Genomic DNA, 23,077 nt, shown 5'->3' with positions numbered 1-23,077 from the left:
GCGCGCCAGTTTACCGTGTCCGCTGACGCCACGCAGCGGCCATCCCGCGCTATGATGTCAGCCATGCTGCCGACCGACTTCTCCCCCCGCTTTGCCGCCACCTGCACCGATGCCGCCGCCCGCTGTTATGCGTGGATAGGCGAAAATATCCTGCTTCCCGCATTGCCGGAGCATGCCGCATCGCCGCAGCCCGCCACCCCCTCGTTCAGCCTGCCGCAGGCCGATGCGTTGATCAGTGCCTTGGGCCAACCCGAGGCCGATTATCTGATCGGCGATCGCGCGGGCCAGGCGTGCCGCCTGCTGTTCTGGCCGCAAGGCGATGCGCCCGATGGCTATGCGTTGCATAACTTGCGCGCCGTGCATGGTTCGCTGGATGAAGGCGATTTCTGGATTGCCGCCCGCGCGCGCCAGTTGGTGAGCTGGGATCGCGAACACCGCTTTTGCGGCTATTGCGGCACCGCCACCTTCCCGGCGCCAAATGAAGTGGCCCGCGTCTGCCCCAATTGCCATCAACGCCATTACGCGCGCGTGTCGCCCGCCATCATGGTGCTGATCAAACGCGGTCGCCAGCTGTTGCTGGCGCGCTCGCCGCACTTTAAAGCCGGCATGTACAGCGCGCTGGCGGGTTTTGTCGAACCCGGCGAAGCCTGCGAAGGCACCGTGCACCGCGAGGTGATGGAAGAGGTCAATCTGCGCGTTAAAAACCTGCGCTGGTTTGATAGCCAGAGTTGGCCGTTTCCGCATTCGTTGATGCTGGCGTTTATTGCCGATTACGACGGCGGCGATATCGTCTGCCAGCCCGAAGAAATTGAGGACGCGCAGTGGTTTGATATCGACGCCTTGCCCGACCTGCCCACGCGCGCCAGCATTGCGCGGCGTTTGATTGAACATGTAGTTAGTGAAATGCGCGCCGCCTGATCCCGGCCCGTAACGCTGACTTCGCCCTCATCCACCTTATAGATCCGGTACACCCGCCATGTTTGATTTTGATACCCCCATCGATCGCAGCCAGAGCGACAGCAGCAAATGGCAGCTTTATGCCGGCCAGGATGTGTTGCCGATGTGGGTGGCGGATATGGACTTTGCCGCGCCCCCTGCCGTGACGGCGGCGGTGGTGGAACGCGCCACCCATGGCGTTTTTGGTTATGGCGACGCCACGCCCGGCGCGATCAAAGCGGTGGTGGATGCGCTGCAGCGCGATTACGGCTGGCCGATTGCGCCGGAATGGCTGGTTTGGCTGCCCGGCCTGGTGGTCGGGCTGAACGTGGCGTGTCGGGCCACGGGCGGCGAGCAAGACCCGGTGCTGACGGCCACGCCGATCTATCCGCCATTCATGAGCGCGCCACAACTGTCCAATCGGCCGCTTAACAAGATGCCGCTGCGACATGACCATGGCGAATGGCATTGGGACTTTGATGCGCTGCAAGCCGCGCTGGAAGCGGGCAGCAAGACCTTGATGCTGTGCAATCCGCATAACCCGGTGGGCCGCGTGTGGCGACGCGATGAGCTGGAACGGCTGGCGCATTTTGCCGAAGCGCACGATATCACCGTCATCAGCGATGAAATCCATTGCGATCTGATCCTGGATGACGACACCCCCTTTATCCCGTTTGCCAGCCTGCCCGGCATGGCCGCGCGCACCATCACGCTGATGGCGCCGTCCAAAACCTATAACGTGCCGGGCCTGGGCGCGGCCTTTGCCGTGATCCCGGACGCCGCTTTGCGCCAGCGCTTTGAGCGCGTTAAAGCGGGCATCGTGCCGCATATCAACCTGTTTGGTTATGTCGCCTGCGAAGCGGCCTATCGCGATGGCGCACCGTGGCGCGCCGAGTTGCTGCAGGTGCTGCGACGCAACCGCGATCTGGTGGTGAAGGCGCTGGATGGCGTGGATGGCGTGCGCGTGACGCACCCGCAAGCCACTTACCTGGCATGGATCGATTGCCGCGCCGCTGGTATCGAAAACCCCAAAGCATTCTTTGAAGCGGCTGGGGTGGGTTTGTCGGATGGCGCGGCGTTTGGCGCACCGGGCTTTGTGCGGCTTAACTTTGGTTGCCCGCTGCCTACGCTGCAAGAAGCGCTGCGCCGTATGCGCGATGCGCTGGTGGCGCGCGCCGGATAACGCCACATCATCAGCCCATCGTTCGTTAGCCCGGCTTGTCGCATCGCGACGGTGCGGCCGGGCGCTGCGGTATGCTGGCGGTTCCGCCCGTAGACCGAGTTTGTGCCATGTCGGATGACCTGATCCGCTATCGCTTTGAAGACATCAAACCCAGCCCCGAACGCGCCCGCGCCTGGGCTGCGGTGCAACGTTTTAACGACAACGCCACCCCGCCCGAAGAACGCCGCGCGCTGATCCAGCAATTGTTTGTCTGCGCCGACGACAGCGCCAACGTGACCGCGCCCCTTAATTACGGCGGCGGCCATCCGGTGAAACTGGGGCGCAAAGTGTTTATCAACGCCGGCCTGACACTGGGCGCAGCAGCGCCAGTGGAAATTGGCGACTACACGCTGATCGGCCCGCACGTGCAAATCTACACCGCTACCCACCCGGTCGACCCGATGGAACGCCAGCGCTGGGCCTTCTGGGGCCAACCGGTGCGCATCGGGCAGAACGTGTGGATCGGCGCGGGCGCCATCATCTGCCCGGGCGTTAGCATCGGTGACCACAGCGTGGTGGCGGCGGGCAGCGTGGTGGTGGCCGATGTGCCCGCTTGCACGCTGGTGGGCGGCAATCCGGCGCGGTTTATCCGGCAACTGGATGCGCCGGATATGGATACGCTGTATGCGTTGCGGGAAGATCCGCCTCAGGGCAGCGCATAAGCAAGGCCCCGGGCGCCGTGGTGCGCGGCTGCCGTCGCAGCAATTCCGGCATCGGATTCAGGGGGCGTCGGCCGCGCCGTTGCCATCGACAAACCAGCTGGCGCGTATTTATTAAGGGCTAAAGACGGCCCGCTTTGGCAAACATCGCCCGCGTCCGCAAAAACACGGTTGGCATGGACCAGCCACAGGCCGCTGTGGCTGGCATCCATCGATTGCAAGTCGCGCTCAACCGCCGACTGCAAGCGTATCGAAGGCAATCTGTTGCAAGGCGCTGGCCTGATCTGGCGCAATGCCCAGCTCGGCGGCGCTGCCTTCCCCCGAACCTAAAGTGCGTGGATCCTGGCCGGTAATCTGACCGAACAGCACCAGCGCGGCCAGGTAATAGCCGTAACTGCTGCCGTGGTAGTAATCCCAGCCCCACAGGCTGACCTGGTTGAAACTGATGCCGTCATACGGGTTGGTATCCGCCAGCGTATTAAAAGCACGGTTCCAGGCTTGGCCTACCGGAATCACCGCCGCAACCGAAGGCGTGGCGGCTTTGGCCTGGTCATAGCCGGCACGCAAATCCAGCGCCATCTGCGTGATCGGCTTGCCGTACCAGTGGCCACCTTGCTGATAGGTTTCGTCGGCGCGAGACCAGGTCGATTCCAGATAAATCGTCACCTTGGGATTCTGCGCGGTGAGCGCGCTGGCCAGTTTGCCGGTGTAGGTGATCAGGCTGGCCGGGTTGCCGGGATCATTGCCGTCCAGCAGCGAATGGCTTTGCAGCACCACAACATCCCACGGTTTGGCGATCAGGCTGAGCTTGTTGTTGTAGTGGTAATCCAGCCCCTGGCCCGCTGCGGTCTCCATGCTGACGGCGTAGTTCAAACCGGCCTCACGGGTGAAGTTCTTGAAAATACCTGGCACGCCGCCGTCGCCGCCGTTGTTCAGGTCAGTCACCGTGCTGGCGCGGTAATGAAAGGTAGAAGATTTATCGCCGAAGGTGAAGCTGTTACCCACGAACAGGATGGTTCTGGCGCCAGCCGCTGGAGCGGGCGTTGGTGTCGGACTTGGTGTCGGACTTGGTGTCGGCGTTGGCGCCGGAGTGGGGATCGGGGTCGGAGCGGGCGTGGGCGTGGGCGTGGGCGTGGGCGTGGGCGCGGGCGTGGGGGTTGGGGCGGGCGTGGGCGTGGTGGCTCCCGCGCCGCTATACACCACGCTAGCGGTCGCGGTATCCCGCGCGGACCCATTGGCTGCACCGATGGTGAACGAGTAGCTCACGGTCGCCCCGGCGGGGATTTTGCTCACGGTGAACGTGTTGTTATTGCTGGTTGCGTCGTGCTTCATTGATACATTCATGGGCCCACCGTTGCCCACGGTGAAATGCAGATTGGCCCAAGCGGCGTCGTTCACATAAAACTGGATCTGGCCACCGGCCAGCTGGATGAAGCCCGGCGTGCCCGTCGCTGCCTGCACGGAGGCGGCCAGCGCGAAAGTGGCAACGCCCGCAGCGGGAATCGCGGCGGCGGCCAGCGCGCGCAATAGCGCGGCGGCCAACACATTGCGGGATGAGGCAGGGGTTAGTTTCAACATTGCTTATCTCTCCGGAAGTGCTTGTGGTAAGTAAAACCAGCCGCGAACGCGTTACTGGCAGGGGCTACTTTGATGACGCAAGTTGCGCATGCGCATCCCGGCCGACGCCACACACGACAAAACGCCACGAGCTCAAGCCTGTGGCGTTCTGACGGGTTTGCTGGGTCTAGCCTTGGGCCGCTAGCCTGCGGGCAAGGAAGTCAGGGAATTTTGTAAGCTGAATATCCGGGTAGCGGTTGTTTTGCAGGTGGGTCAGCGCGGTCTGGCCGTTCAACATATACAGCTGATAAGCCAGCATGATGGCTTGCATCGGGTCTGTATTTGCCGCCTTGGCCATAGCGGCGCGCAAGTCTGCTTCTGAGCCCAGCCAGCGTCGCTCAAAGCTGCGGCCTGTTTTGGCCGCGGCGAGCTCTGCCGCCTCCAGGAAAGAAACGTAATCGCCTGCGAAAGCAAACTTCCCTGAAGGTACGGTGCGGTCCAGGGCGACGCGGGCGGTCATGCGCGCGGTGTCTTCCACGCTAGTGATTTCGACAGGCTGAGTGCCGTCGCCCCAGAACTGCACCACGCCCTTGTCGTAATCCAGCAAGGGCGAGCCCGGCCCGAACAAATCCATAAAGCCGCCCTGAAGAATATGAATATGTTCCATGCCCAGCTGAGCAATCACGTCGTCAGCGCGGGCGCGCCAGTTAAATGCGGCGTGTTCACCTTGCGTGGCTTTGAACAGGTCCAGCCCGAAATCGGAAGGAAGAATGCGGCGCACGCCATTGCGTTTGCCCGCTTCTGCCAGCGCGAGCTGGCCATCAATAATGACGTCCGGGCCGCCTTGTACGGCAGAAACAATCATATCAATACCCTGCGTCGCGCGGTCCAGCGCCACGGTGTCGCCTAGATCGCCTTCGATCAACTCTGCGCCAGCGTTCAGTAGCGGTGCCAATGCGGCCTGCTTTTTACTGCTGCCGCCGCCGCGCACTAACAGGCGAACCTTGGCGTCTGGCTGCGCAAGCAGGTGATGTGCGATGCGGCCGCCGAGCATGCCGGTGGCGCCTGCAAGAAGAACTGTTTGTGTCATGAGGTGGGGCTCCATTGCGTTAAGGCCCCCAATATACGCGTTCCAGAAAATATGATTAGCTAGCAGATATTGCACACGGCGTTCCCGATCTGGAACGATAAACTCATGCTTGATTTCTTTAATCTGACCGCGTTTTCGCGCATTGCCGACCTAGGCAGTATCTCGGCAGCCGCGCGCGCGTTGCAGCTGCCCAAATCCTCGGTAAGCCGCGCGCTGATGCGGTTGGAAGAATCCGTCGGCGCGGTGTTGGTCGAGCGTTCCACGCGCCACTTGCGGCTAACCGACGCGGGCTTGCTGTTACAGCGGCACGCCCGCCGGATTCTGGATGATGTTGGTGAAGCCGAAAATGCGATTAATGGCCTGGTGGGCAAACCCAGTGGCGACTTGCGCATCAACGCGCCGTTTACGTTCGCGGCAGGCCCGCTTGCTGCCATGCTGCCGGGCTTTCTGGCTCAATATCCCGACGTGCGCGTGGTGCTGTCGGTCGATAACACCATGGTGGACCTGCTGATTGAAAAGGTGGATATCGCCATCCGCATCGGGCCGCTGCGTGATTCCGGCCTGATTGCGCGCCGCCTTACCACGCTCAGATTATGGCCGTGCGCCAGTCCGGCTTATCTGGCGCAGCACCCGCCGATTAATAGCCCGGCGGACTTGCTTCAGCACAAGCTGATCGCCCATACCGATCGACGCGAAACCTGGCAGTTTCGTGCCGCCACGGGCGTGACCGAAGAAATCGAGCTACCGCCCACCACCGTCATCCCCGAGCCCGACGTCGTTAAAACCATGCTGATCGCGGGTGCCGGCGTGGGCGTTTTGCCAGACTTCCATGCGAGCGATGCGCTCGCTGCTGGCCGCCTGGTGCGCGTGCTACCTGACTACGCGGGCCCGAGCGTTGATGCGCATGCGCTTTACCCCAGCCATCGCAGCTTGTCCGCCAAGGTGAGAGTGTTCATCGCCGCGCTGGTCGCGCATTTACAGCACGACGACCTGGCCGCGCCAGGTACAGATGGGTGACGGCGGGGTGTTTTACGCTGGTGCGCTGGCGGCGTTCAGCAAGGCGTCTTTTCTATAGCGCCCGTGCGCGGGTTACCAAAACCGATAAGGCGATGCGCCTACGACAAGTCGGCATGACCGCGGCGCGGTCAGGAGGTCAGGAGGTCAGGAGGTCAGGAAAAAGCTCACCATAAAGCCCACCCCCGCGCTGCCCCAGATCAACGCAGCCAGGATCTCGAAGGTATTTCTCAATTCGGGATGTCGGATGGCCAGAACGGGCAGGAGCGCGGCACGTACACCGCATATGGCCGACATCAACAGCAAACCGGTGCGTTGTAATGGCGGGCGCCGAACCACGCCAAGCGCTGACGCAGCGTAGTACGCACAGGTACCCATCAATCCGGCAATCACGAGGCAGCTTGCTGGCGCCAGCCAGGTCCCCGCTTCGTAAGATGACAGCACGCTTTGCGGCGCATTGAAAAACCGGAGCCACGACAATCCCGCGAAAATTGCACCGATATGGATGACCACGCCACACAAAGAAATTAAAACGGCGAGGGCGATCAAGAGTCTGCCCGCTTTTCTGGTATCCAAATGAAACTCCATCAGTAAGCACAACTTTGTTTTGACGCTCGCGCAGGACGTTTCTGCCGCTTCCGGCTCGTGATCGGCGTTGCCATCGATATGCGATGGCACTGGACGCCCGCAGCACCGATGACTGCGGTCATCTTAGCCTGGCCGGCACGCGACGTGCAGCGCGGGGCGTGGTGCCTTTATGTGGGTTTTAAAAGCGCTGCATTCTTCTTGATGTCAACCGTTGGCGCTCCGATTTCGATCTCTGGTCGTGGGAATTCAACCCTTAGTTTGACGAACATCAAGTGTGCGCTAACTCAAAGGATGAAATCGTGTAGCCATTAAAATAAAACGCACTGGGCTGATGTTGGTTGAAAAGATTGAAATCCATTGCACCCAAAGAGTGAAATCGAGGAAATTGTAAGCCTATGATTGAAATCAGGGTCAATAGCACTTCTCAACTTTTGGTCGACTCGGCTTACGCAGATGCCCGGCCAAGCGCTCATCGTTGCAGCGGAGAAGAAGCGAAAAAGTAGTGGTGGCGCCATGTATCCGGTACGCCAATGGCTCGGGCGAGGCGGGTGTCCGGTTCCCGGCGCGTCAACCATCTCGATACTCCGTGCCGGGTCGACGAATTCGCAGCGGTGCAGCCGTTCCCACTAATTCCTTGTCAGGCTCAGCAGCAAAGCGGTCAGAGCCGTTCAGGTCGCGGTTGATCAGTAAACACGACCTCCTTGCTGTGCATTCGCCCCTGCGGGTAGCCAACGGCGCTGGTCGCATCCACCGCCAATATAAAGGCCGCTTTCAAGATCGCGCTGCCAGATACGATTGCGTGGCAGGACCACACGAAGTCTAGGGCCGGATGCAACTCAATCGTCTAGCTCTCACTTACGGAGGTGTGCCTAGGGATCCGCTGCTAGCGCAGCACGGTGCATGAGCTCGACGGACTTGGGTTAATCGATCACCAAGAAGCTCGCTACGTGCCCGCGCCGCGCTTCGCCGAACGGTAGCCCTTACCAGCACAAGGAGCGAGCCCTGTAGGCATTTTCCCTCAGAACGAGGTTGCGACAATTTCGACTAATCTGACAGCCAGAGGCCCCCAAAATCGAGATGCATGCTGACAAGATATTGCGGCTGCTCCGGCATAAAGGGAACCTACGCACCGGCATTCATTTTGGCAGCACTCAAGAAGTATGAGGCACGGTAACAAATCATCCCTGTCACACTCCATCCACAAGGAGCTGCCATGTTCATCCACAATAAACGCCTGCAATACACTGTCCGTGTCGCCGCGCCCAACCCTGGTCTTGCAAACCTCCTGCTAGAGCAATTTGGCGGGCCACAGGGTGAGTTGGCTGCGGCCATGCGCTATTTCACCCAAGCGGTTAGCGAGGATGATCCAGGCCGCAAAGACATGCTTCTGGATATTGCGACCGAGGAGCTGAGCCACCTTGAAATCATCGGTTCCATTATCGCGATGTTGAACAAGGGAGCAAAAGGCGACCTTGCAGAGGCGACTCAAACCCAGGCGGATCTGTATCGCGCGATCAATGGTGCCGGCAATGACAGCCACGTCACACAGGTGCTGTACGGAGGCGGACCCGCCTTGGTCAACTCCGCGGGCGTGCCATGGACCGCTGCCTATGTCGACTCAATCGGCGAGCCTACCGCAGATCTTCGTTCCAATATCGCGGCAGAAGCCCGGGCCAAAATTGTGTACGAACGCCTGATCAACGTGACTGAGGACCCCGGCATCCGTGACGCCCTTGGCTTTCTCATGACCCGCGAAGTGGCCCACCAGAAGTCGTTTGAAAAAGCACTGTATTCGATTCAGCCCAATTTCCCGCCGGGCAAAGCTCCGGTGGTTCCGCCTTATCAAGATCTGTATTTCAAGATGTCTCAAGGTGCCGAGCCCGAGCTGGGGCCTTGGAATCAGGGCAAGGGCCTCGAACTCGTGCTTGACCCTCAACCTGCGGTTGACGGCGGGGATGGCAATGCGGCAGTGCAATTGGGCGCAGAGCAGATCGCCAACCTGAAGACGTTGGCGCGTCGTACTCAGTCTGATCCTTCGGTCGACCCCGTAACTGGCGCCGAATTGGGCCAAGGGGTCTCCACCGATGAGCCCGACCTGTAAATGAACCGACAGAGAGGCTCAGCACTGGTAGCCCCTCTCATTCAATCCGGAGGCACGACTTATGACGACCTAGCGCAAAGAGAATCTCCTCGACTGGCTGCGCGACGCCCATGCCATGGAACAGCAGGCGGAAGCCATGTTGAAGGCCCAAGCATCGCGTCTGGAACATTATCCAGATCTCAAAGCGAGGATAGAACAGCATCTTCAGGAAACGCTGGGACAACAACAATTGCTGGAGCGATGCATTGAACGTCTGGGGGGCTCCCCCTCCGTCATGAAGGATTTCGGCGGGAAGCTGATGGCTTTCGGTCAGGCCGTGGGCGGCATGACGATGAGCGATGAAGTGGTGAAGGGCTCTATCAGTGGCTACGTATTTGAGAACATTGAAATCGCCACCTATACAGTGCTGATCGAAGCCGCGCGGGCCACTGGCGACGTTGAAACCCAGAAGGCTTGCGAGGAAATCCTGCCGCAGGAAATCGCAATGGCGCAATGGATACTGGAACACCTGCCAGCGACGACCTATGAATTTCTGGTACGCGCCGAAACGCCGGGCCTGACCGCCAAACGCTGATCAACCCATTACTGGCGTACGTGCTGTATGCCATCAGGAGAATTGTTATGGCACGCAAGACAATGGAAGACCTTTTCGTCCACGCCCTGTCGGACATTTACAGCGCCGAGAAGCAGCTTACCAAAGCACTGCCCAAACTGGCGCGTGCGTCGACCAACACCGCACTGGCCGCGGCATTCACGACCCACCTTGAAGAGACGCAAGGGCAGATTGAGCGCATCGACCAGATTGTCGAGATCACCGGTCTGAAGCTCAAACGCATGAAATGTGTGGCCATGGAAGGCCTGGTCGAGGAAGGAAACGAAGTCATTGAGGAAATCGAGAAAGGCCCCGTGCTCGACGCCGCCCTAATTGGCGCAGCGCAAAAGGTGGAGCATTACGAAATTGCGAGCTATGGAACGCTTGCCGCAATGGCCACGAAGCTCGGCATGACTGAAGCGGCCCAGCTTCTGGTGGAAACACTGGAAGAAGAGAAGTCGACAGATCAGAAGCTGACGCTCCTCGCTGAAGAACATAGCGCTGGCCAAGCGTAAGTCCACAGGTTGGGGGGCAGGGGGTCTGCAAAGCAGCCCCCTGATTGTCTGGACCCATAAGACAGGCGAACGAGTCCGAGGCTTGGTATCAAACAACGTGACGCGTCGCTAAGCACGTTTCGCGATGTAGGGAAGGGAGGCAGGTCTGCGTGCCGCAAATCAGTGAACTGATCGATTTCGTATTTGGTAGCGGCCATGAAATCAACGCTGGCCAGATGGCTGCCCGTGCGGTCGGATTCTTTTTCATTACGCTTGTGCTGATCCGTATCGCCGGCCGCCGCTCGTTTGGCCAGCGCTCGGCATTTGATGCCGGTCTTTCCATTCTGCTGGGGGCCATTCTGAGCCGTGCCGTCGTGGCGGCTACGCCGGTGGTCCCCACCATCTGCGCATGTGCTGCGCTGGCGCTGACGCATCGCGCGATGGCCTGGTTGTCAGTGCGCTATCCATGGGTGGGCGGCGTAATGGACGGCGACACGCGGCGGTTGGTCAATGACGGTGAGCTGGACAAGCAAGAGATGCGCCGCGGCTTGCTGTCTCAGGAAGATCTGGCTGAGGCAATGCGCCAGCAAGGTGATCCCCTTGGGGGACCTCTGAAAGAGGCCTGGCTCGAACGTAGCGGAAAGATCAGCATCCGCCAGAGTTCCACGCGCGATGCCCGGGAATGAGTTTTCGAAGCGCAGCCTGGGGGGCCCTGATGCTTGATGACCTGTTTGCTCTGAACCAGCCAGTGCTGGGAAGCATCATTCGCGCCACGGCCATTTTCTGGGCCATGTTTTTTATCTTCCGCTTCGCCCTCCGGCGCGACCCCGGCTCGTTAAGCGTCACCGACATCCTGTTCGTGGTCATCATTTCCGAAGCCATACAGAACCCGATGGCAGGTAAGGCGGAATCACTTAGCGATGGGTTGGTGCTGGTTGGGACTCTTGTTTTCTGGAACATGGCTACGGATGCGGTCGCCTTTTACTGGCCCCCAAGCCGACGCTTTCTTGAAGCGCCCGCGCGTGTCCTTGTGCGCCATGGAAGGATTAACGTCCGCGCGTTACGGGCCGAATGGCTGACTCGTGGTGAATTGATGGCCAAGCTCAGGGAACAGGGCGTCGAGCATCTGGAGGAGGTCAAACTGGCCATGCTGGAGGCGGACGGTTCCGTTAGCGTCGTCCGGAGCGAGTAACGCCAGGACGTAGGCACTTTCCGCCCGAGTGGACGCTCAAGACCGACCGCAACAAGCGCTACGGAACGATACAGCGCAGCGTAATTCCGGCTCAGACTATTATCGGTCCCAAAGGAAACGTCTATGCCCATTCAACTAAGCCCAGAACACATCCGCCTGTTGGTGCGCGCACTTGACGAAGCCTCGTCGATTGCCTTGCCAAACGAGGTATTTGATTCCAAGGACCGCGAGGCGCTTTCAAGGCTCGCCGTCCTATTCCGCGACCTGATTCCGGACTATTACATGCTGGATTCTGAGTAAGCACGAAAATCCCTGCGCTCTACCTATTGCTGTTGGATAAGGGCGATCCTCCGCGGGTAGTCGATCTAGCTCTGGCAAGCGCTCCTTACGGCTGTGCGAGTCGCGGCCCATACTTGCATCAGGTCTAATTCATGCGCGACGCGCCTCCCTAACCTTGAACTTTGAGCTCCCGGCGAGCTTCGACAACCGCGCCAAGATGGGGAGAATCCCCACGGAAGGCGTAGACGTTTATAGGATTCAGACTCCAACGTCAGCCCGCTTCTACGAAGGAGGTACTTATGAATGTCATCGCGAGAAATGCGGCCAACGGTGCCACCGTCTTCATGATCAAAGGGCCGTTTACCCAAGATGCTTATCGCGAGTTCAGGACCCAGACCTCGTCCTTTCTGGCGGACCATAGCCCCTCCCGGATCGTTGTTGACTTTAGCGAAGCTGACTACGTCGACTCGGCAGGTTTAGGAATGCTGTTGTCATTACGCGATCGCGCTGCGGGTGTTCCTATTACGTTACAGGCCGCGAACCCCGCCATCAGCAAGGTCTTCGAGATCGCCAACCTCAAAAAGCTGTTCCATATAAATTAGCCGCATACATTGAAGAATGTCGGATTTAATTGCCTGCCCGATTCTTATGCGTCGGGGAATATGAAGCATGTGTTGCGAGAGCAAGCATCGGCAGAAAGAGGAGCATCGCTCATGGCCCACCCGCCATTGGATCGTATCGGTCCTCACACCGCGCATTTATGCATAGACATGCAGAACATGTACCTTCCGGGTTCGCCATGGCACGCCCCCTGGATAGAACGCGTATTACCTAATGTGTTGCGACTCGCACAGCACCACCCCAGCTGCAATGTATTCACCCGATTCATACCGCCCCACCGCTCGACGGAGCGCTCCGGCCGCTGGAAAAAGTATTTCGATCAGTGGCATGCGCTGACGCAGGCGGAAGCGCCGCCGCACTACATTGAGCTGATAGATCCATTGCGGGCTTTAGCATCCACCGGTAGCGTGGTCGACAAACCAGCCTACTGCCCATTTTATGGTACCGGGCTAGCTGCGCTATTGCAGGAGCGTCATATCGATACTGTCATCCTGAGCGGCACCGAAACCGATGTGTGTGTTGCCTCAGCGGTGTTTGCGTGTATCGACCACGGCTGGCGAACTATCGTTGCCGCTGATGCGGTATGCAGCTCAGCCGATGAAACGCACGACAAGCAACTGCGTCTGTATCGTTCGCGCTTCAGCCTGCAGCTGGAAGTGGCAGGGATCGACGACATTTTCCAAGCTTGGCGTTAATTTTAATCTTAGCGGGTCACCGCCACCAAGTTGGTGGGACCCTGCAGCTAAGGAGCGCCTTGTTCCGAAGTGATACCAATCAATCGGAGGAAGAAATCCGCTCCTGCACACACGGTTAGACACGGGTCGATCGAAATTGGAGCAACCCGTGCGTATCGCGCTGCCAGTGCCGCCGAATACACTTCTTAGGCACAGTCTGTATCAGCGACCGCGCCCAGAATATTCTGCAGCTTCGGGTCTAGTAGCAAGACGGTGACAAACAAAGCGGAGATCTTTGCCGCCCGTCGTCTGGCCCAGGATGATCGTGGGTGAGCGCACAGCGTTGTGAACGCTCGACGAGGAATTCGCCAAAGCTTCACTGTCATCGCGGGAACCCTTTTTCATAGCAATCCGCTCATGTACGCGCCGACCAGACGGCATTGCTCGGATGAATCGAATGGCAAAAGATAAATCGCTCACAATCGAACCACAGCGTTTGACGATAACAGACGCGCAACATACGGATCTGGAACGCCCTACCACCAATGCCGAACGAGTACGGCGCTATAAGCGGGCGAAGGCGGCCCGGGCCGCCAGCGATCCCTCATACACACCGGCAATGATCCAGATGAATGTTTGGGTACGCCCCGCAAGTCGCCAAAAGCTCCGCGCTATTGCCCGGCAGCGCGGCATATCCGTGGGCAAATTAATAGACGCTTTGGCGGACTCACTTTATAAAGAGCTGGCCAGCGCAGAGATCGAAGCCGAAGATGGCAAATGAGACGTTAGATTGCGTTTGTAACAGACCTGCAAAAGCAGGAATGCTTCATATAGTAAAATCATCATACGGAGTTTAGCCGTTTACGCCCCCAAAAGAATGAGCTCCGCTGGCGGCTTTATTTCAAGTGATAATGGCCGGATCTTGCCCCGAGACTAATGCGCCGCTTTGCTTATCAGCAGCTGCAACCGTTGGAGCGCTAGCGTCTGCCAAGCAGTAATTGGAGGAGAAAAGATGCAAGTCGTTCCGATCACTGCGCCTTTAATAGACGGCCCAAATACGGGGCATTGAGATTCGCCGTAATAGCGGTTGGACGCCCACACAATCCCGACACCTCGGCTTTTGCATTCCAAGATCACCTGACGTGCAGATTTGAAGACATCGCATGTGTGCTGAGAAACCTAAGTCTATTTCCACGTATAGCAATAACCGTGCTGCGCTTATCGCGATATCAGGACCGTTTACTCAAGAAATCCATGGCGAGTTCCGCCAGAGAGCCTACCCCTATCGGTGCCGAAACTCATCGGCAAAGCCAGACAAGTCGGCCAGCATGCTGGCCGCCATTCAGGCAGCGTGACGTCCTTGAGCACGAGCGGTCAATCGCAGTGACTTGCGCACTTCGGAGGGTGCAAGTGGCTTAGCGAAGAAATAGCCTTGGTAATCCGTGCACTCCAGCTCCGAAAGATGGGCCAGTTGTCCACTCGTCTCCACACCTTCTGCGGTTACCTCAATATTCAGACTTTGCGCCAGCGCGACGATTGCGGAAGCTATCGCGGCATCTTCGCGATTGATATCAATGTCGCGCACGAAGCTTTTGTCTATTTTGATGCGGGAAGCTGGAAAGCTTTTGAGATAGCTCAAGCTTGAATAACCGGTACCAAAGTCATCAATCGCCAGTCCGATACCAAGTTGGCGGAGATCCTTCATTACGGTAACGGCCGTATCTGGATTGCTGGCTAACATACTTTCAGTAAGTTCCAGTTCTAGCTCCGAAGCCTTCATTCCCGTTTCAACCAGAATAGCCTGGATTCGCTGGACCAGATCTGCTTGGCGAAATTGGACACCTGAGATGTTGACCGCCATGATCCCAGGATCCATGCCCTCTGCTCGCCAGCTGCCGTGCTGCATGCAGGCTTGGCGAAGGACCCACTCACCAATCTCGACAATCTGGCCGGTATGCTCTGCCGCTGGAATGAACTCGGAGGGCGGAACAAGGCCGAGCTCGGGATGGTTCCATCGAAGCAATGCCTCCATGCCTGTGGGCAGACCATCAGTAGCAGATATCCGCATCTGATAAACCACACTGAATTCGTGGCGATCAATTGCGTGGTGCAGGCCGCGTTCAATCTCTAGCCGGCTTTGTGCGGCCTTTGCCGTATGCTGAGAGTGCAGCGCAAAGCGGCCTCGGCCCGCGGATTTTGCTTCATACATGGCGAGATCAGCATGCTTCATCAGGGATGCGGCATCCTCGCTGTCTTTAGGATAAAAGGCGACACCTATACTACTCGACAAGAAAAGCTCTTTGCCTTCGACTTGGAAAGGCGCAGCAAATGCCTCTACGATATTCGCGGCAACATCCTTCGCCGCCTGCTCGTCGACGACGTCTTCAAGAATGACTGTGAATTCGTCGCCGCCGATACGTGAAACCACGTCGGATCCACGCAGCGTCCCGCTGAGGCGCTGAGCGGACTGTTTCAGAATCTGATCACCCACGCCGTGACCAAGCGAGTCGTTGATAGACTTAAAGCGATCCAGATCTATGAACATGAGCACCGTCTGGGAGTTGTTACGCAAGGCACGTTTGGTCGCGACTTCCAAGCAGGTCTGAAACATAGCTCTGTTAGGAAGGCCGGTTAGCGAATCAAAGCGCGCAAGCTGTTCAAGCTGCTGAGACATCGCCTGTCCGTTAGCTAATTCGATTTCCAGCTGCCTGTTAACTGTCTGTAACGTCTCCGTGCGCTCGGCTACCCGCTCTTCGAGGTGAAGGTTAGCCGCTTCGAGTGCAGTTTGCGCGTAACTACGCGCAAGTACTTCACCCTCAAGCGCTTCGATAGTGGTAGCGAGCTTTGCTGCCATACTGTTAAACGCTTCAGAGAGTGCTCCAAGCTCGTCGTCGGAGCGAAGGTTAACGGGCCGGACAGGTTTTCCCGAAGCTAGCGCACGCGTAGCACCATAAAGCGTTGCTATAGCGGCAAGGATCGGCCGGATCGACAACATGGCGAGCAACCCGATTGCCAGAAAACCGATCAAACCGAATCCGACTAATAGCCAGAGGGTCCGGCGAGCTTTACTGCCCAACTGGTCAGCAATATGCGTGTAATCCATTACGATTCCGCCGACGCAGACACCGGCGCGATTCTTGAGAGGCACCATGGATTGCAAACGCGAATATCCTGTCTCGGCGGCTTCAACAAAAAATTGCGCTTGGCCGCTTCGGAGCATCTGTGCGGCTAAAAGTGCCTGATACGCGGGGAGCGCATGGCCGACGTCCGCCTTATCTGTGTCTGCGATCATCATCAAACGAGTGTTGAATACAGAAACATCGCGGCCTCGATCTTTACGCATATAGTCCAGAGTTCGCTGGATGTTGTAGCGTTCGAAGGGTGGCAACGGCTCAAGATCATCGTGCTCACCCATTTGCGATGCAACCTGGATTCCTACGCTTTCGACAGCTTGTGTGGCAAGAACGCGTGACGCGTTCTGAGCGTCGCGATATACCATCCAACAGGCGAGGGCCGCGAGAAAGACGGAATAGCCTATAGACACGGCCACTAGCGCAAACAACTTAGAACCGACGGTGCGGGGAACGAACATATCGATGTGCAGCATGTGAGCCCGGTCTTAATGATTCTTGAGTATCATCCGCGCGAAGCACACAAGTTCACAGTACGGACTGCTACTAGGCCAGGACACTCGGTTCGACGTTTTGAGCTATAAAATGGCCATCGCAGCACGCAGGCAAGGCAGATATTCCGCAGCCGGCTAGACGGAGAGCGAAGTCATGCCCGAATGCGACTCGTTTTTGTCTACGGCATGCCCCGTCTGAAATTCGGGCCTTCGATCGAAATGCGCCATCTTGAGAAGAGTTTCCATCACCGCGCTAGCTTTCGTAGTGATCGCAGCTTAACCAGGAGTTGCCCCGGTATCCCTCTTTGAACTCCAGTAGCTACCATACCGATCCGGTGAAAGATGTATCCCAGACCGGGCATTACGCTGCTCACGCCTCACCTATGGAGTTCCCATGTTTTGCAAAACTTTCAAGAACGAGCTTGACACCGTTAAAGATCAGCTTCGGACCGCTCTTGCCAAACTGGAAGCGGTAGACGCCAATCTTGCCCGAGTCGAATTTGATCTCGACGGCCGTATTCTGGGCTACAACGATATCTTTGCTCGCTCAATGGGAATTCAGGGTTCGCCCGAGCTCGTGCATGCCCAGCTATGCAGTGTCGAACTCGTGAACAGCGCGCAGTATCGTGAGTTTTGGGCCAAGCTGCGGAGCGGCACTCCTTTCTCAGGCGTAGTCGAGCGCCGATCCTTGGATGGACGAATCGTCTGGCTGGAAGCCTCTTACAGCCCTATTCTTGATGCGGGCAAAAAAGTCACCGGCGTTATCAAACTCGCTACGGATGTCACCCAGCGCATCAATGAAGCAGCTCGCAATCAATCGCTAATTGAGGCTATCAATCGGGTGATGGCGGTGATTGAATTTACTCCAGAAGGCAAAATAAAAGATGTCAACCGCAATTTTCTTACAACCATGATGTACGAGGAAGGCGCACTAAAGGGAAAACATCATCAGATTTTTTGCGAGCCAGAGCTCGTTCGAAGTCCGGCATACAGGACGCTGTGGGACGACTTGCGTGCAGGTAAGGCGTTCGCATCGGAAATCAAGCGAGTAGCTGCCGACGGCAGTATCAGGTGGTTGCAGGCCAGCTACAATCCTATCTTCGACCAAAGCGGTCGGGTGGCCAGCGTGATCAAATTCGCGACCGATATAACCGAAAGGTACGAGTCGAATCTGATGGAGCGGGAAGGTACTTTGCTTGCCATGACGGCAAGCCAGCAAACTGTTGCGTGGGCAGAAGAAGGTTTGCAGAATGTCACGAGCGGAGTTCGTCTTATTGAAGAGATGTCTGTGGCGATCGGCGCGGCAGCGACGGAAGTAACAATGCTTGGCCAGGAGTCTGACCGGATTGGCGGTATTGTCAAAAGTATTAAGGCGATTGCGGACCAAACCAATTTGCTTGCGCTGAATGCCGCAATCGAAGCTGCACGCGCAGGCGAAACGGGACGGGGCTTTGCAGTCGTTGCGGACGAGGTAAGGAAACTGGCAGAACGGACGGCAGCTTCCACTGAAGAAATTACAGGGATGGTAGATCAGATACAAACGTCTACTGCGGTAGCCGTTGCAGGTATGGCCGGGGTTCGCGAACAGGCTGCAGAAGGCGTAAGAATGACTCAGGGGCTGGGCTCAAGTATCAGCCAGATTCACGATAGCGCGGAATCGGTCCTTTCCGCGGTAGGTCGTTTATCCAGTCTCATGGAAATAAACTAGCGCGGTCATGTTGTGTAGCTCCGAGGGTGAGCAGTGTTCCGCGAGCAAGACGCAACAGTGAGCAGGCCCATTACTTAAAGCTCGGCGGCATATCTTAATAAATGGTCTGCTGTCTCAGCAGCGAGTGCGCGCAACCCTGCAACGTCGGTTGCATCGAGACCGGTGCGGCGCACTTGCCCCTCAAACCGCTTCGCCACAGCCGCCAATTTAAGAGCACCCATTGTCCCTGCCATACCCTTAAGAGCGTGAAAGGTTGCTGCCTGATGGTCCGGCTCGGTCGCGTGTTCGAGGCTATCCAGCAAACGAAAGCACTCCGGACCAAACGCATGAGCTCCTGCCTTTAAAACCTCACTGCGTCCCGCAAAACGATTCAGAAGGACCCCCACAGGCTCGGCTATCGGTGCCTCCTCTTCGCTGGTTGCCATGTTCTGGCCAACCTCTACCTTTGTCACCCGCCGCACTGCGCCAACGAGTTCATCCATATCGATGGGCTTTCCGATATGGCCGTCCATGCCAGCGTCGAGACATTTGCGGATATCCTCTTCCGACACGTTGGCAGTCATCGCCATGATCGGCACTCCCTTCGTCGCTTCGTTTGCGCGAATGCGCCTCGTGGCCTCGAGCCCGTCAATATCCGGCATCTGAACGTCCATCAGAATGACGTCATATAACGCTGGATTGGCAGTCGCATGTTCGACGCCTGAAAGCCCTCCTTCCGCAAGGTAGACGATTGCGCCTTCGAGGCGTAACAACTCACTGGCCACCAAGCGATTCAGTTCATTATCTTCAACGACCAGAATGTGGACACCTGCCAAGCGCTCCGGTGTGATGTCAACAACGCCCGGCCCCGCCCCGGCCTCACCGCGGACGTTTTCGCCGGCTGCTTTGTGGATAGCCTCGATCAACTGACCTGGTGTAACGGGCTTGCTCAGCACTTCTACCATGGGGGCATTGGGCTCTTCCAAAGCAGCCGCCAGTTCTTCTCGACCGTAGGCACTGACAATAATGACAGCAGGCGCTTGAGCGGATTGGGAGCGAATGTAGCGAGCTGTTGAAAGACCATCCAGTTCCGGCATGCGCCAATCCATAACCACAACGTCGTAAGCCTTACCGAGCTGTTCCGCCCTGTACAGGGCATCCATTGCCGTGAAAGGGCTATCGACATAGTCGACATGCCATCCTGTCCCATTCAGCGCTGCTTCAAGTATCTCCCCAGACTCATGGCGGTCGTCAACGATCAGGATGTTCAGGGACTGAAGAACAAAAGGCTTACCGAGTAGGGCATTGCGCTTCGAAATGCCAAACCTAACGTTGAAGGAAAACGTGCTTCCCCTACCGAGTTCGCTGCTTAACTGCAGATTTCCGCCCATCAAACGAACAAGCCGGCGCGAAATCGCTAATCCCAGCCCGGTGCCGCCAAATCGTCTTGAGGTCGATGCTTCGGCCTGTGTGAAACCCTCGAATATTCGTTCAATATTTTCCCTGGCAATGCCTATACCAGTATCCTCAATACTGAAACAAACATGCGCGGTCAGCGCGGTCACTTCAATCGCGCGTAACCGAATTATGATATGACCGCGCTCAGTAAACTTGAGCGCATTCCCGCCTATGTTCAGCAACACCTGCTTAAGCCGCACGCGGTCGCCAATAAGGATCGGCGGAACGGAGCCGTCGATTTCAAACAGGATTTCCACCGGCTTGCTGCCCTGATTGCCGGAAAGGATGGTACCGAGCTCACGGAATAATTGCTCGACCTCGAAGCTTCCAAGGTCGAGTTCAAGCTTTCCTGCTTCAATCTTTGCAAAGTCCAGAATATCGTTTAGCAATTCCAGAAGGGAGAGCGCCGCGCCATGTGCCTTTACGACGTGGTCGCGCTGTCGTTCGTCGACGACGGCTTGCATTAATAGCTGTAGCAAGCCAATGACTGCGTTCAGAGGCGTGCGTATTTCGTGGCTCATGTTTGCCATAAATCTGCTTTTTGCGACGCTTGCTTCTTCTGCGGCATTTCGAGCCTGTATCAGTTTTCGCTCGAACGCTCGCTGAGCTCTTATATCAACGCCTACTGCAAGGTAGCCCTGTATGCTGCCGCTCTCGGAGTCGACAATAGAACTCATCGTCACGGAGACTGGCACTTGGCCTCCGCTTGCGTCAACGTAGGTCCAGTCATGGGTCTGGCTGCCTTTTGTGTCGACGCCATGTATGAGACATTCAAATTCGGTCAGAGAGATGCCTTCTGAGGCCTCAATTTCCAAAGCATGATGCTCCAGCTCGCCAGCAGCATGAAATGACGCGATGCTACGCCTACCCAGAACATCCTCGGCGGCGCACCCCAACAGCCGGCAAGCTCCTTCGTTAAACATCTGGATTACGCCGTCACGGTCGGTCGCAATAATTGATATGCCTGAAGCAGCTCGCAGGACATTCTGCAGCATAACGCCAAGCCGCGATGCTTCGCGGCTGGCTTCGTGCGCTTTAGTCACGTCGACGCCTACAGCCACATATTGCTGGTCCCCACCGCCCTGTCCTGCATCTGCAGCGATAACAGTCTCAATCCAGATCTTTCCCCCCTTTCTGCTGAAAGCGCTAATTTCCCCCCGCCACACGCGTCTCCCGAGGAGCTCACCGATAATGGTTCGCCAGCGTCCGCGGGATTCATCGCTCCACGGCAATGCACGAAAGTTAACGCCCAACAGCTCTTGGCTGGCGTAGCCAGTGGCTTCGCAAAACTTTTCATTTACCTCGGTGATATTTCCCTTTGAATCAGTGACCAGGTACAACAAGTGAGTATTAATCGTTTCCAGCAGCAATTGCCGTTCGGCAAGCGCTGCAGCGAGGCGGTTCCGGTTATCAGCCAGTTCGGAAACGTCAGTAGCCAACACGTAGAAACCAACGGTACTGCCGTCGAGGGTGTCCGGAAGATACTGAACCAGCAGCCGGCGAACGCCCTTGCTATCATGAAAAACGTCCAGCTCGAACGACTGGAGGTTGCCGCAGAGCGCCGCTTCAATCCTTGGCCGGTACTGTTCGAAGCGCGCAGGACCGAGGATATCAGGCAGGGCTCGCCCTTCCATATATCCGTCGGGCATTCCATACCATTCATGGTATGCACGATTGGCCACGCGATTGACCAGGTGTGCATCCCAGTACCCGATCATTGATGGAACAGCATCAAGTACCGTGCGCCACGCTCGCTGCGTGCTTTCCAACTCTGCCGTACGTTGCTCGACCTCGGCTTCCAGTCGTGTATTGAATCGTCGAATCTGGGATTCGGCCGACTTCTGTGCCGTAATATCGCGTACGGTTTTAGATGCGCCGACTATCGCCCCGCCTTCATTGCGTATAGGGGAAACCGTCACGGAAACATCGATCATCTCGCCGTCCTTGCGATAGCGACGGGTATCGAAGTGGGGGACATGTTCCCCGCGTGTCACTCGCGCCAGCACTTCCGCCTCTTCGTGCCAAAGGTCCGGGGGAATAATTAGTTCGGTGAGTGGTTTTCCGATAGCTTCTTCTGCCAGGTATCCAAAAATTTGGGTAGCGCCACGGTTCCAGCTGAGAACGACACCGCCAAGAGTCTTGGCAATAATTCCGTCTTCCGAATCTTCAATAATGGCCGACATTCGCGCGCGCTCAACCGCCAAGAGATGACGGCGGGCTAGGCCTATTGAGAGACTAAGTACTAACGCTGACAGTAAAACGGACAGGCCAAGACCGCCTAGTAAGACCAGCTCCGGATCTGGAAGATGAAGGCGCGCCGCAAACTCGGGGGTTGCAAAAAGTCCGATTCGCCAGTGGCGCCCATAGAAAGACCTCTCCACCCAGCAGTGGAGTGGCAACAATTCACCGGCCGCCCGGTTATCAAAGAACGGAAGAGATTTAGGGGTCTCCGTCGCGTCCTGGATAACCATCCGCAAATCTGCAAGGTTATGTCCCACTCCTGAAAGCAATGGCCCCCTAGACAACGCCGCGAAAGTCCAGCCGGTCAGCTGTTCTTCTCTCTCCTTCAATGTGGAGGGGGTGATGCCAGAGACGGTTCGATAGACAGGGAGCAAAAGCAGGAATGATTGACCCTTGTCACGTTGCTTTTGTACCAGGCTAAGGGGGCCTGTCATAGTGGCATTGCCCGTGCGCATTGCCACCTCTGCAGCAATACGGCGCTCCACTTCCGAAGCGAGATCAACGCCTATAGCAGCCGCGTTCTCCCTTTCCGGTTGCACAAATAAAACGACATAATGTGGGGGGGAGCTTGGACCCAGTTCCTTTATCGTAAAAGGCGTAATGCCGTCGAGTCGCATTCGCTCCTGAAGTGAAGCAAACCCTGATGTTGAAAAACGTTCCGCGTATCCAATCCCCTCCGAATCCGGAAAGGCGCGGGTCATGTCGAGAGATTGGCTGAAATGACTGAAAGCGGAACGACTAATCTCTCCACTTCCGATTGCAAGTATTGCGCCCCGTGCGCTTCGCAGACCGTCCTCATACTTCAGTAGCCGCTCTTGGATTGCATTTGACGTGTCGAGGGCCACCTCCTCCAGATCCTGTCGTATTCGTTGCTGGTTCTGCAAATAGATGTAGCGGCTTAACCCCATACTCGCAATGGCCAGCGTCGCAAAAAGGATAGCGGCAAGAATAATGTGGCTCTTGGACAGCATTGTCAGGGATTCTCCATGCAATCGGTTCAGCATAGTCCGGCAATAGAGACTCGTCGCATTAGCGACGATAGGACGC

The 23,077-nt window shown here is 57.3% G+C and carries 18 protein-coding genes and 2 pseudogenes; 14 read left to right on the top strand and 6 right to left on the bottom strand.

Translation table 11 applies throughout. From position 1 onward, the window contains the following. Positions 1–63 precede the first annotated feature (63 nt). The 3 genes from nudC (at position 64) to WG78_RS23325 (ending at position 2,820) form a co-directional block, all read left to right on the top strand. The gene (gene nudC, locus WG78_RS14560) at positions 64–918 is read left to right on the top strand and encodes an NAD(+) diphosphatase (protein ID WP_083459141.1); all 855 of its coding nucleotides are present in this window, start codon (positions 64–66) and stop codon (positions 916–918) included. Positions 919–976: 58 nt separating this feature from the next. After that, the gene (locus WG78_RS14555) at positions 977–2,119 is read left to right on the top strand and encodes a MalY/PatB family protein (protein WP_053938549.1); all 1,143 of its coding nucleotides are present in this window, start codon (positions 977–979) and stop codon (positions 2,117–2,119) included. Between the two features lie 107 nt (positions 2,120–2,226). After that, the gene (locus WG78_RS23325) at positions 2,227–2,820 is read left to right on the top strand and encodes a DapH/DapD/GlmU-related protein (RefSeq protein WP_053938548.1); all 594 of its coding nucleotides are present in this window, start codon (positions 2,227–2,229) and stop codon (positions 2,818–2,820) included. A gap of 225 nt (positions 2,821–3,045) precedes the next feature. Here the strand turns inward: WG78_RS23325 and WG78_RS22950 are convergent, their stop codons facing one another. Continuing rightward, complete coding sequence (locus WG78_RS22950) at positions 3,046–4,395, bottom strand: DUF4886 domain-containing protein (RefSeq protein ID WP_201782448.1); 1,350 nt, start codon at positions 4,393–4,395, stop codon at positions 3,046–3,048. 166 nt (positions 4,396–4,561) lie between these two features. Continuing rightward, the gene (locus tag WG78_RS14540; RefSeq protein WP_152969217.1) at positions 4,562–5,539 is read right to left on the bottom strand and encodes an NmrA family NAD(P)-binding protein; all 978 of its coding nucleotides are present in this window, start codon (positions 5,537–5,539) and stop codon (positions 4,562–4,564) included. A gap of 30 nt (positions 5,540–5,569) precedes the next feature. Between WG78_RS14540 and WG78_RS14535 the strand changes: the two genes are divergently transcribed. Then, positions 5,570–6,481: a LysR family transcriptional regulator gene (locus tag WG78_RS14535; RefSeq protein ID WP_053938546.1), complete on the top strand. Its 912-nt coding sequence runs from the start codon at positions 5,570–5,572 to the stop codon at positions 6,479–6,481. Between the two features lie 144 nt (positions 6,482–6,625). Here WG78_RS14535 and WG78_RS14530 read toward each other — a convergent pair whose 3' ends face one another. After that, positions 6,626–7,156, bottom strand: a complete 531-nt coding sequence (locus WG78_RS14530) for a hypothetical protein (protein ID WP_152969216.1) — start codon at positions 7,154–7,156, stop codon at positions 6,626–6,628. 1,123 nt (positions 7,157–8,279) lie between these two features. Here WG78_RS14530 and WG78_RS14525 point away from each other — a divergent pair. The 9 genes and pseudogenes from WG78_RS14525 (at position 8,280) to WG78_RS14490 (ending at position 13,800) form a co-directional block, all read left to right on the top strand. Continuing rightward, complete coding sequence (locus tag WG78_RS14525; RefSeq protein WP_053938544.1) at positions 8,280–9,167, top strand: manganese catalase family protein; 888 nt, start codon at positions 8,280–8,282, stop codon at positions 9,165–9,167. 88 nt (positions 9,168–9,255) lie between these two features. After that, positions 9,256–9,741, top strand: a pseudogene (locus WG78_RS14520) (ferritin-like domain-containing protein); the annotation flags it as partial. A gap of 47 nt (positions 9,742–9,788) precedes the next feature. Beyond that, positions 9,789–10,274, top strand: coding sequence for a YciE/YciF ferroxidase family protein (locus WG78_RS14515; protein WP_053938542.1), 486 nt, complete (start codon positions 9,789–9,791; stop codon positions 10,272–10,274). Between the two features lie 149 nt (positions 10,275–10,423). Continuing rightward, positions 10,424–10,939 (top strand): DUF421 domain-containing protein, encoded by a 516-nt coding sequence (locus WG78_RS14510; RefSeq protein WP_053938541.1) that lies wholly within the window; start codon positions 10,424–10,426, stop codon positions 10,937–10,939. A 29-nt stretch (positions 10,940–10,968) separates the two neighbouring features. Further along, positions 10,969–11,445 (top strand): DUF421 domain-containing protein, encoded by a 477-nt coding sequence (locus WG78_RS14505; RefSeq protein ID WP_053938540.1) that lies wholly within the window; start codon positions 10,969–10,971, stop codon positions 11,443–11,445. A gap of 123 nt (positions 11,446–11,568) precedes the next feature. Beyond that, positions 11,569–11,745, top strand: a complete 177-nt coding sequence (locus tag WG78_RS22735) for a hypothetical protein (RefSeq protein ID WP_161805128.1) — start codon at positions 11,569–11,571, stop codon at positions 11,743–11,745. A gap of 278 nt (positions 11,746–12,023) precedes the next feature. Continuing rightward, on the top strand, positions 12,024–12,326 hold the full coding sequence (locus WG78_RS14500) for an STAS domain-containing protein (protein ID WP_053938539.1): 303 nt from the start codon (positions 12,024–12,026) through the stop codon (positions 12,324–12,326). Between the two features lie 60 nt (positions 12,327–12,386). Further along, the gene (locus WG78_RS22195) at positions 12,387–13,040 is read left to right on the top strand and encodes a cysteine hydrolase family protein (protein ID WP_083459134.1); all 654 of its coding nucleotides are present in this window, start codon (positions 12,387–12,389) and stop codon (positions 13,038–13,040) included. 436 nt (positions 13,041–13,476) lie between these two features. Beyond that, positions 13,477–13,800 carry a hypothetical protein gene (locus WG78_RS14490; protein ID WP_053938537.1) on the top strand — a complete coding sequence of 108 codons (324 nt, stop codon included), beginning with the start codon at positions 13,477–13,479 and terminating at the stop codon, positions 13,798–13,800. A 561-nt stretch (positions 13,801–14,361) separates the two neighbouring features. Here the strand turns inward: WG78_RS14490 and WG78_RS14485 are convergent. Beyond that, complete coding sequence (locus WG78_RS14485) at positions 14,362–16,626, bottom strand: putative bifunctional diguanylate cyclase/phosphodiesterase (protein WP_053938536.1); 2,265 nt, start codon at positions 16,624–16,626, stop codon at positions 14,362–14,364. A 412-nt stretch (positions 16,627–17,038) separates the two neighbouring features. On the opposite strand from WG78_RS14485, the gene WG78_RS14480 reads away from it, so the two are divergent. After that, positions 17,039–18,352: a methyl-accepting chemotaxis protein gene (locus WG78_RS14480; RefSeq protein WP_053938535.1), complete on the top strand. Its 1,314-nt coding sequence runs from the start codon at positions 17,039–17,041 to the stop codon at positions 18,350–18,352. A gap of 74 nt (positions 18,353–18,426) precedes the next feature. Here WG78_RS14480 and WG78_RS14475 read toward each other — a convergent pair whose 3' ends face one another. After that, positions 18,427–21,972, bottom strand: coding sequence for a PAS domain-containing hybrid sensor histidine kinase/response regulator (locus WG78_RS14475; protein ID WP_373278988.1), 3,546 nt, complete (start codon positions 21,970–21,972; stop codon positions 18,427–18,429). A gap of 267 nt (positions 21,973–22,239) precedes the next feature. Next, positions 22,240–22,938: pseudogene (locus tag WG78_RS23415) on the bottom strand (CHASE domain-containing protein); the annotation flags it as partial. Positions 22,939–23,077 lie beyond the last annotated feature (139 nt).

This window comes from Amantichitinum ursilacus (assembly GCF_001294205.1).
GTDB classification, from domain to species: Bacteria; Pseudomonadota; Gammaproteobacteria; order Burkholderiales; family Chitinibacteraceae; genus Amantichitinum; species Amantichitinum ursilacus.
The sequence above is the reverse complement of the archived record's forward strand: the minus strand, read 5'-3'. Positions and strand labels throughout refer to the sequence as shown.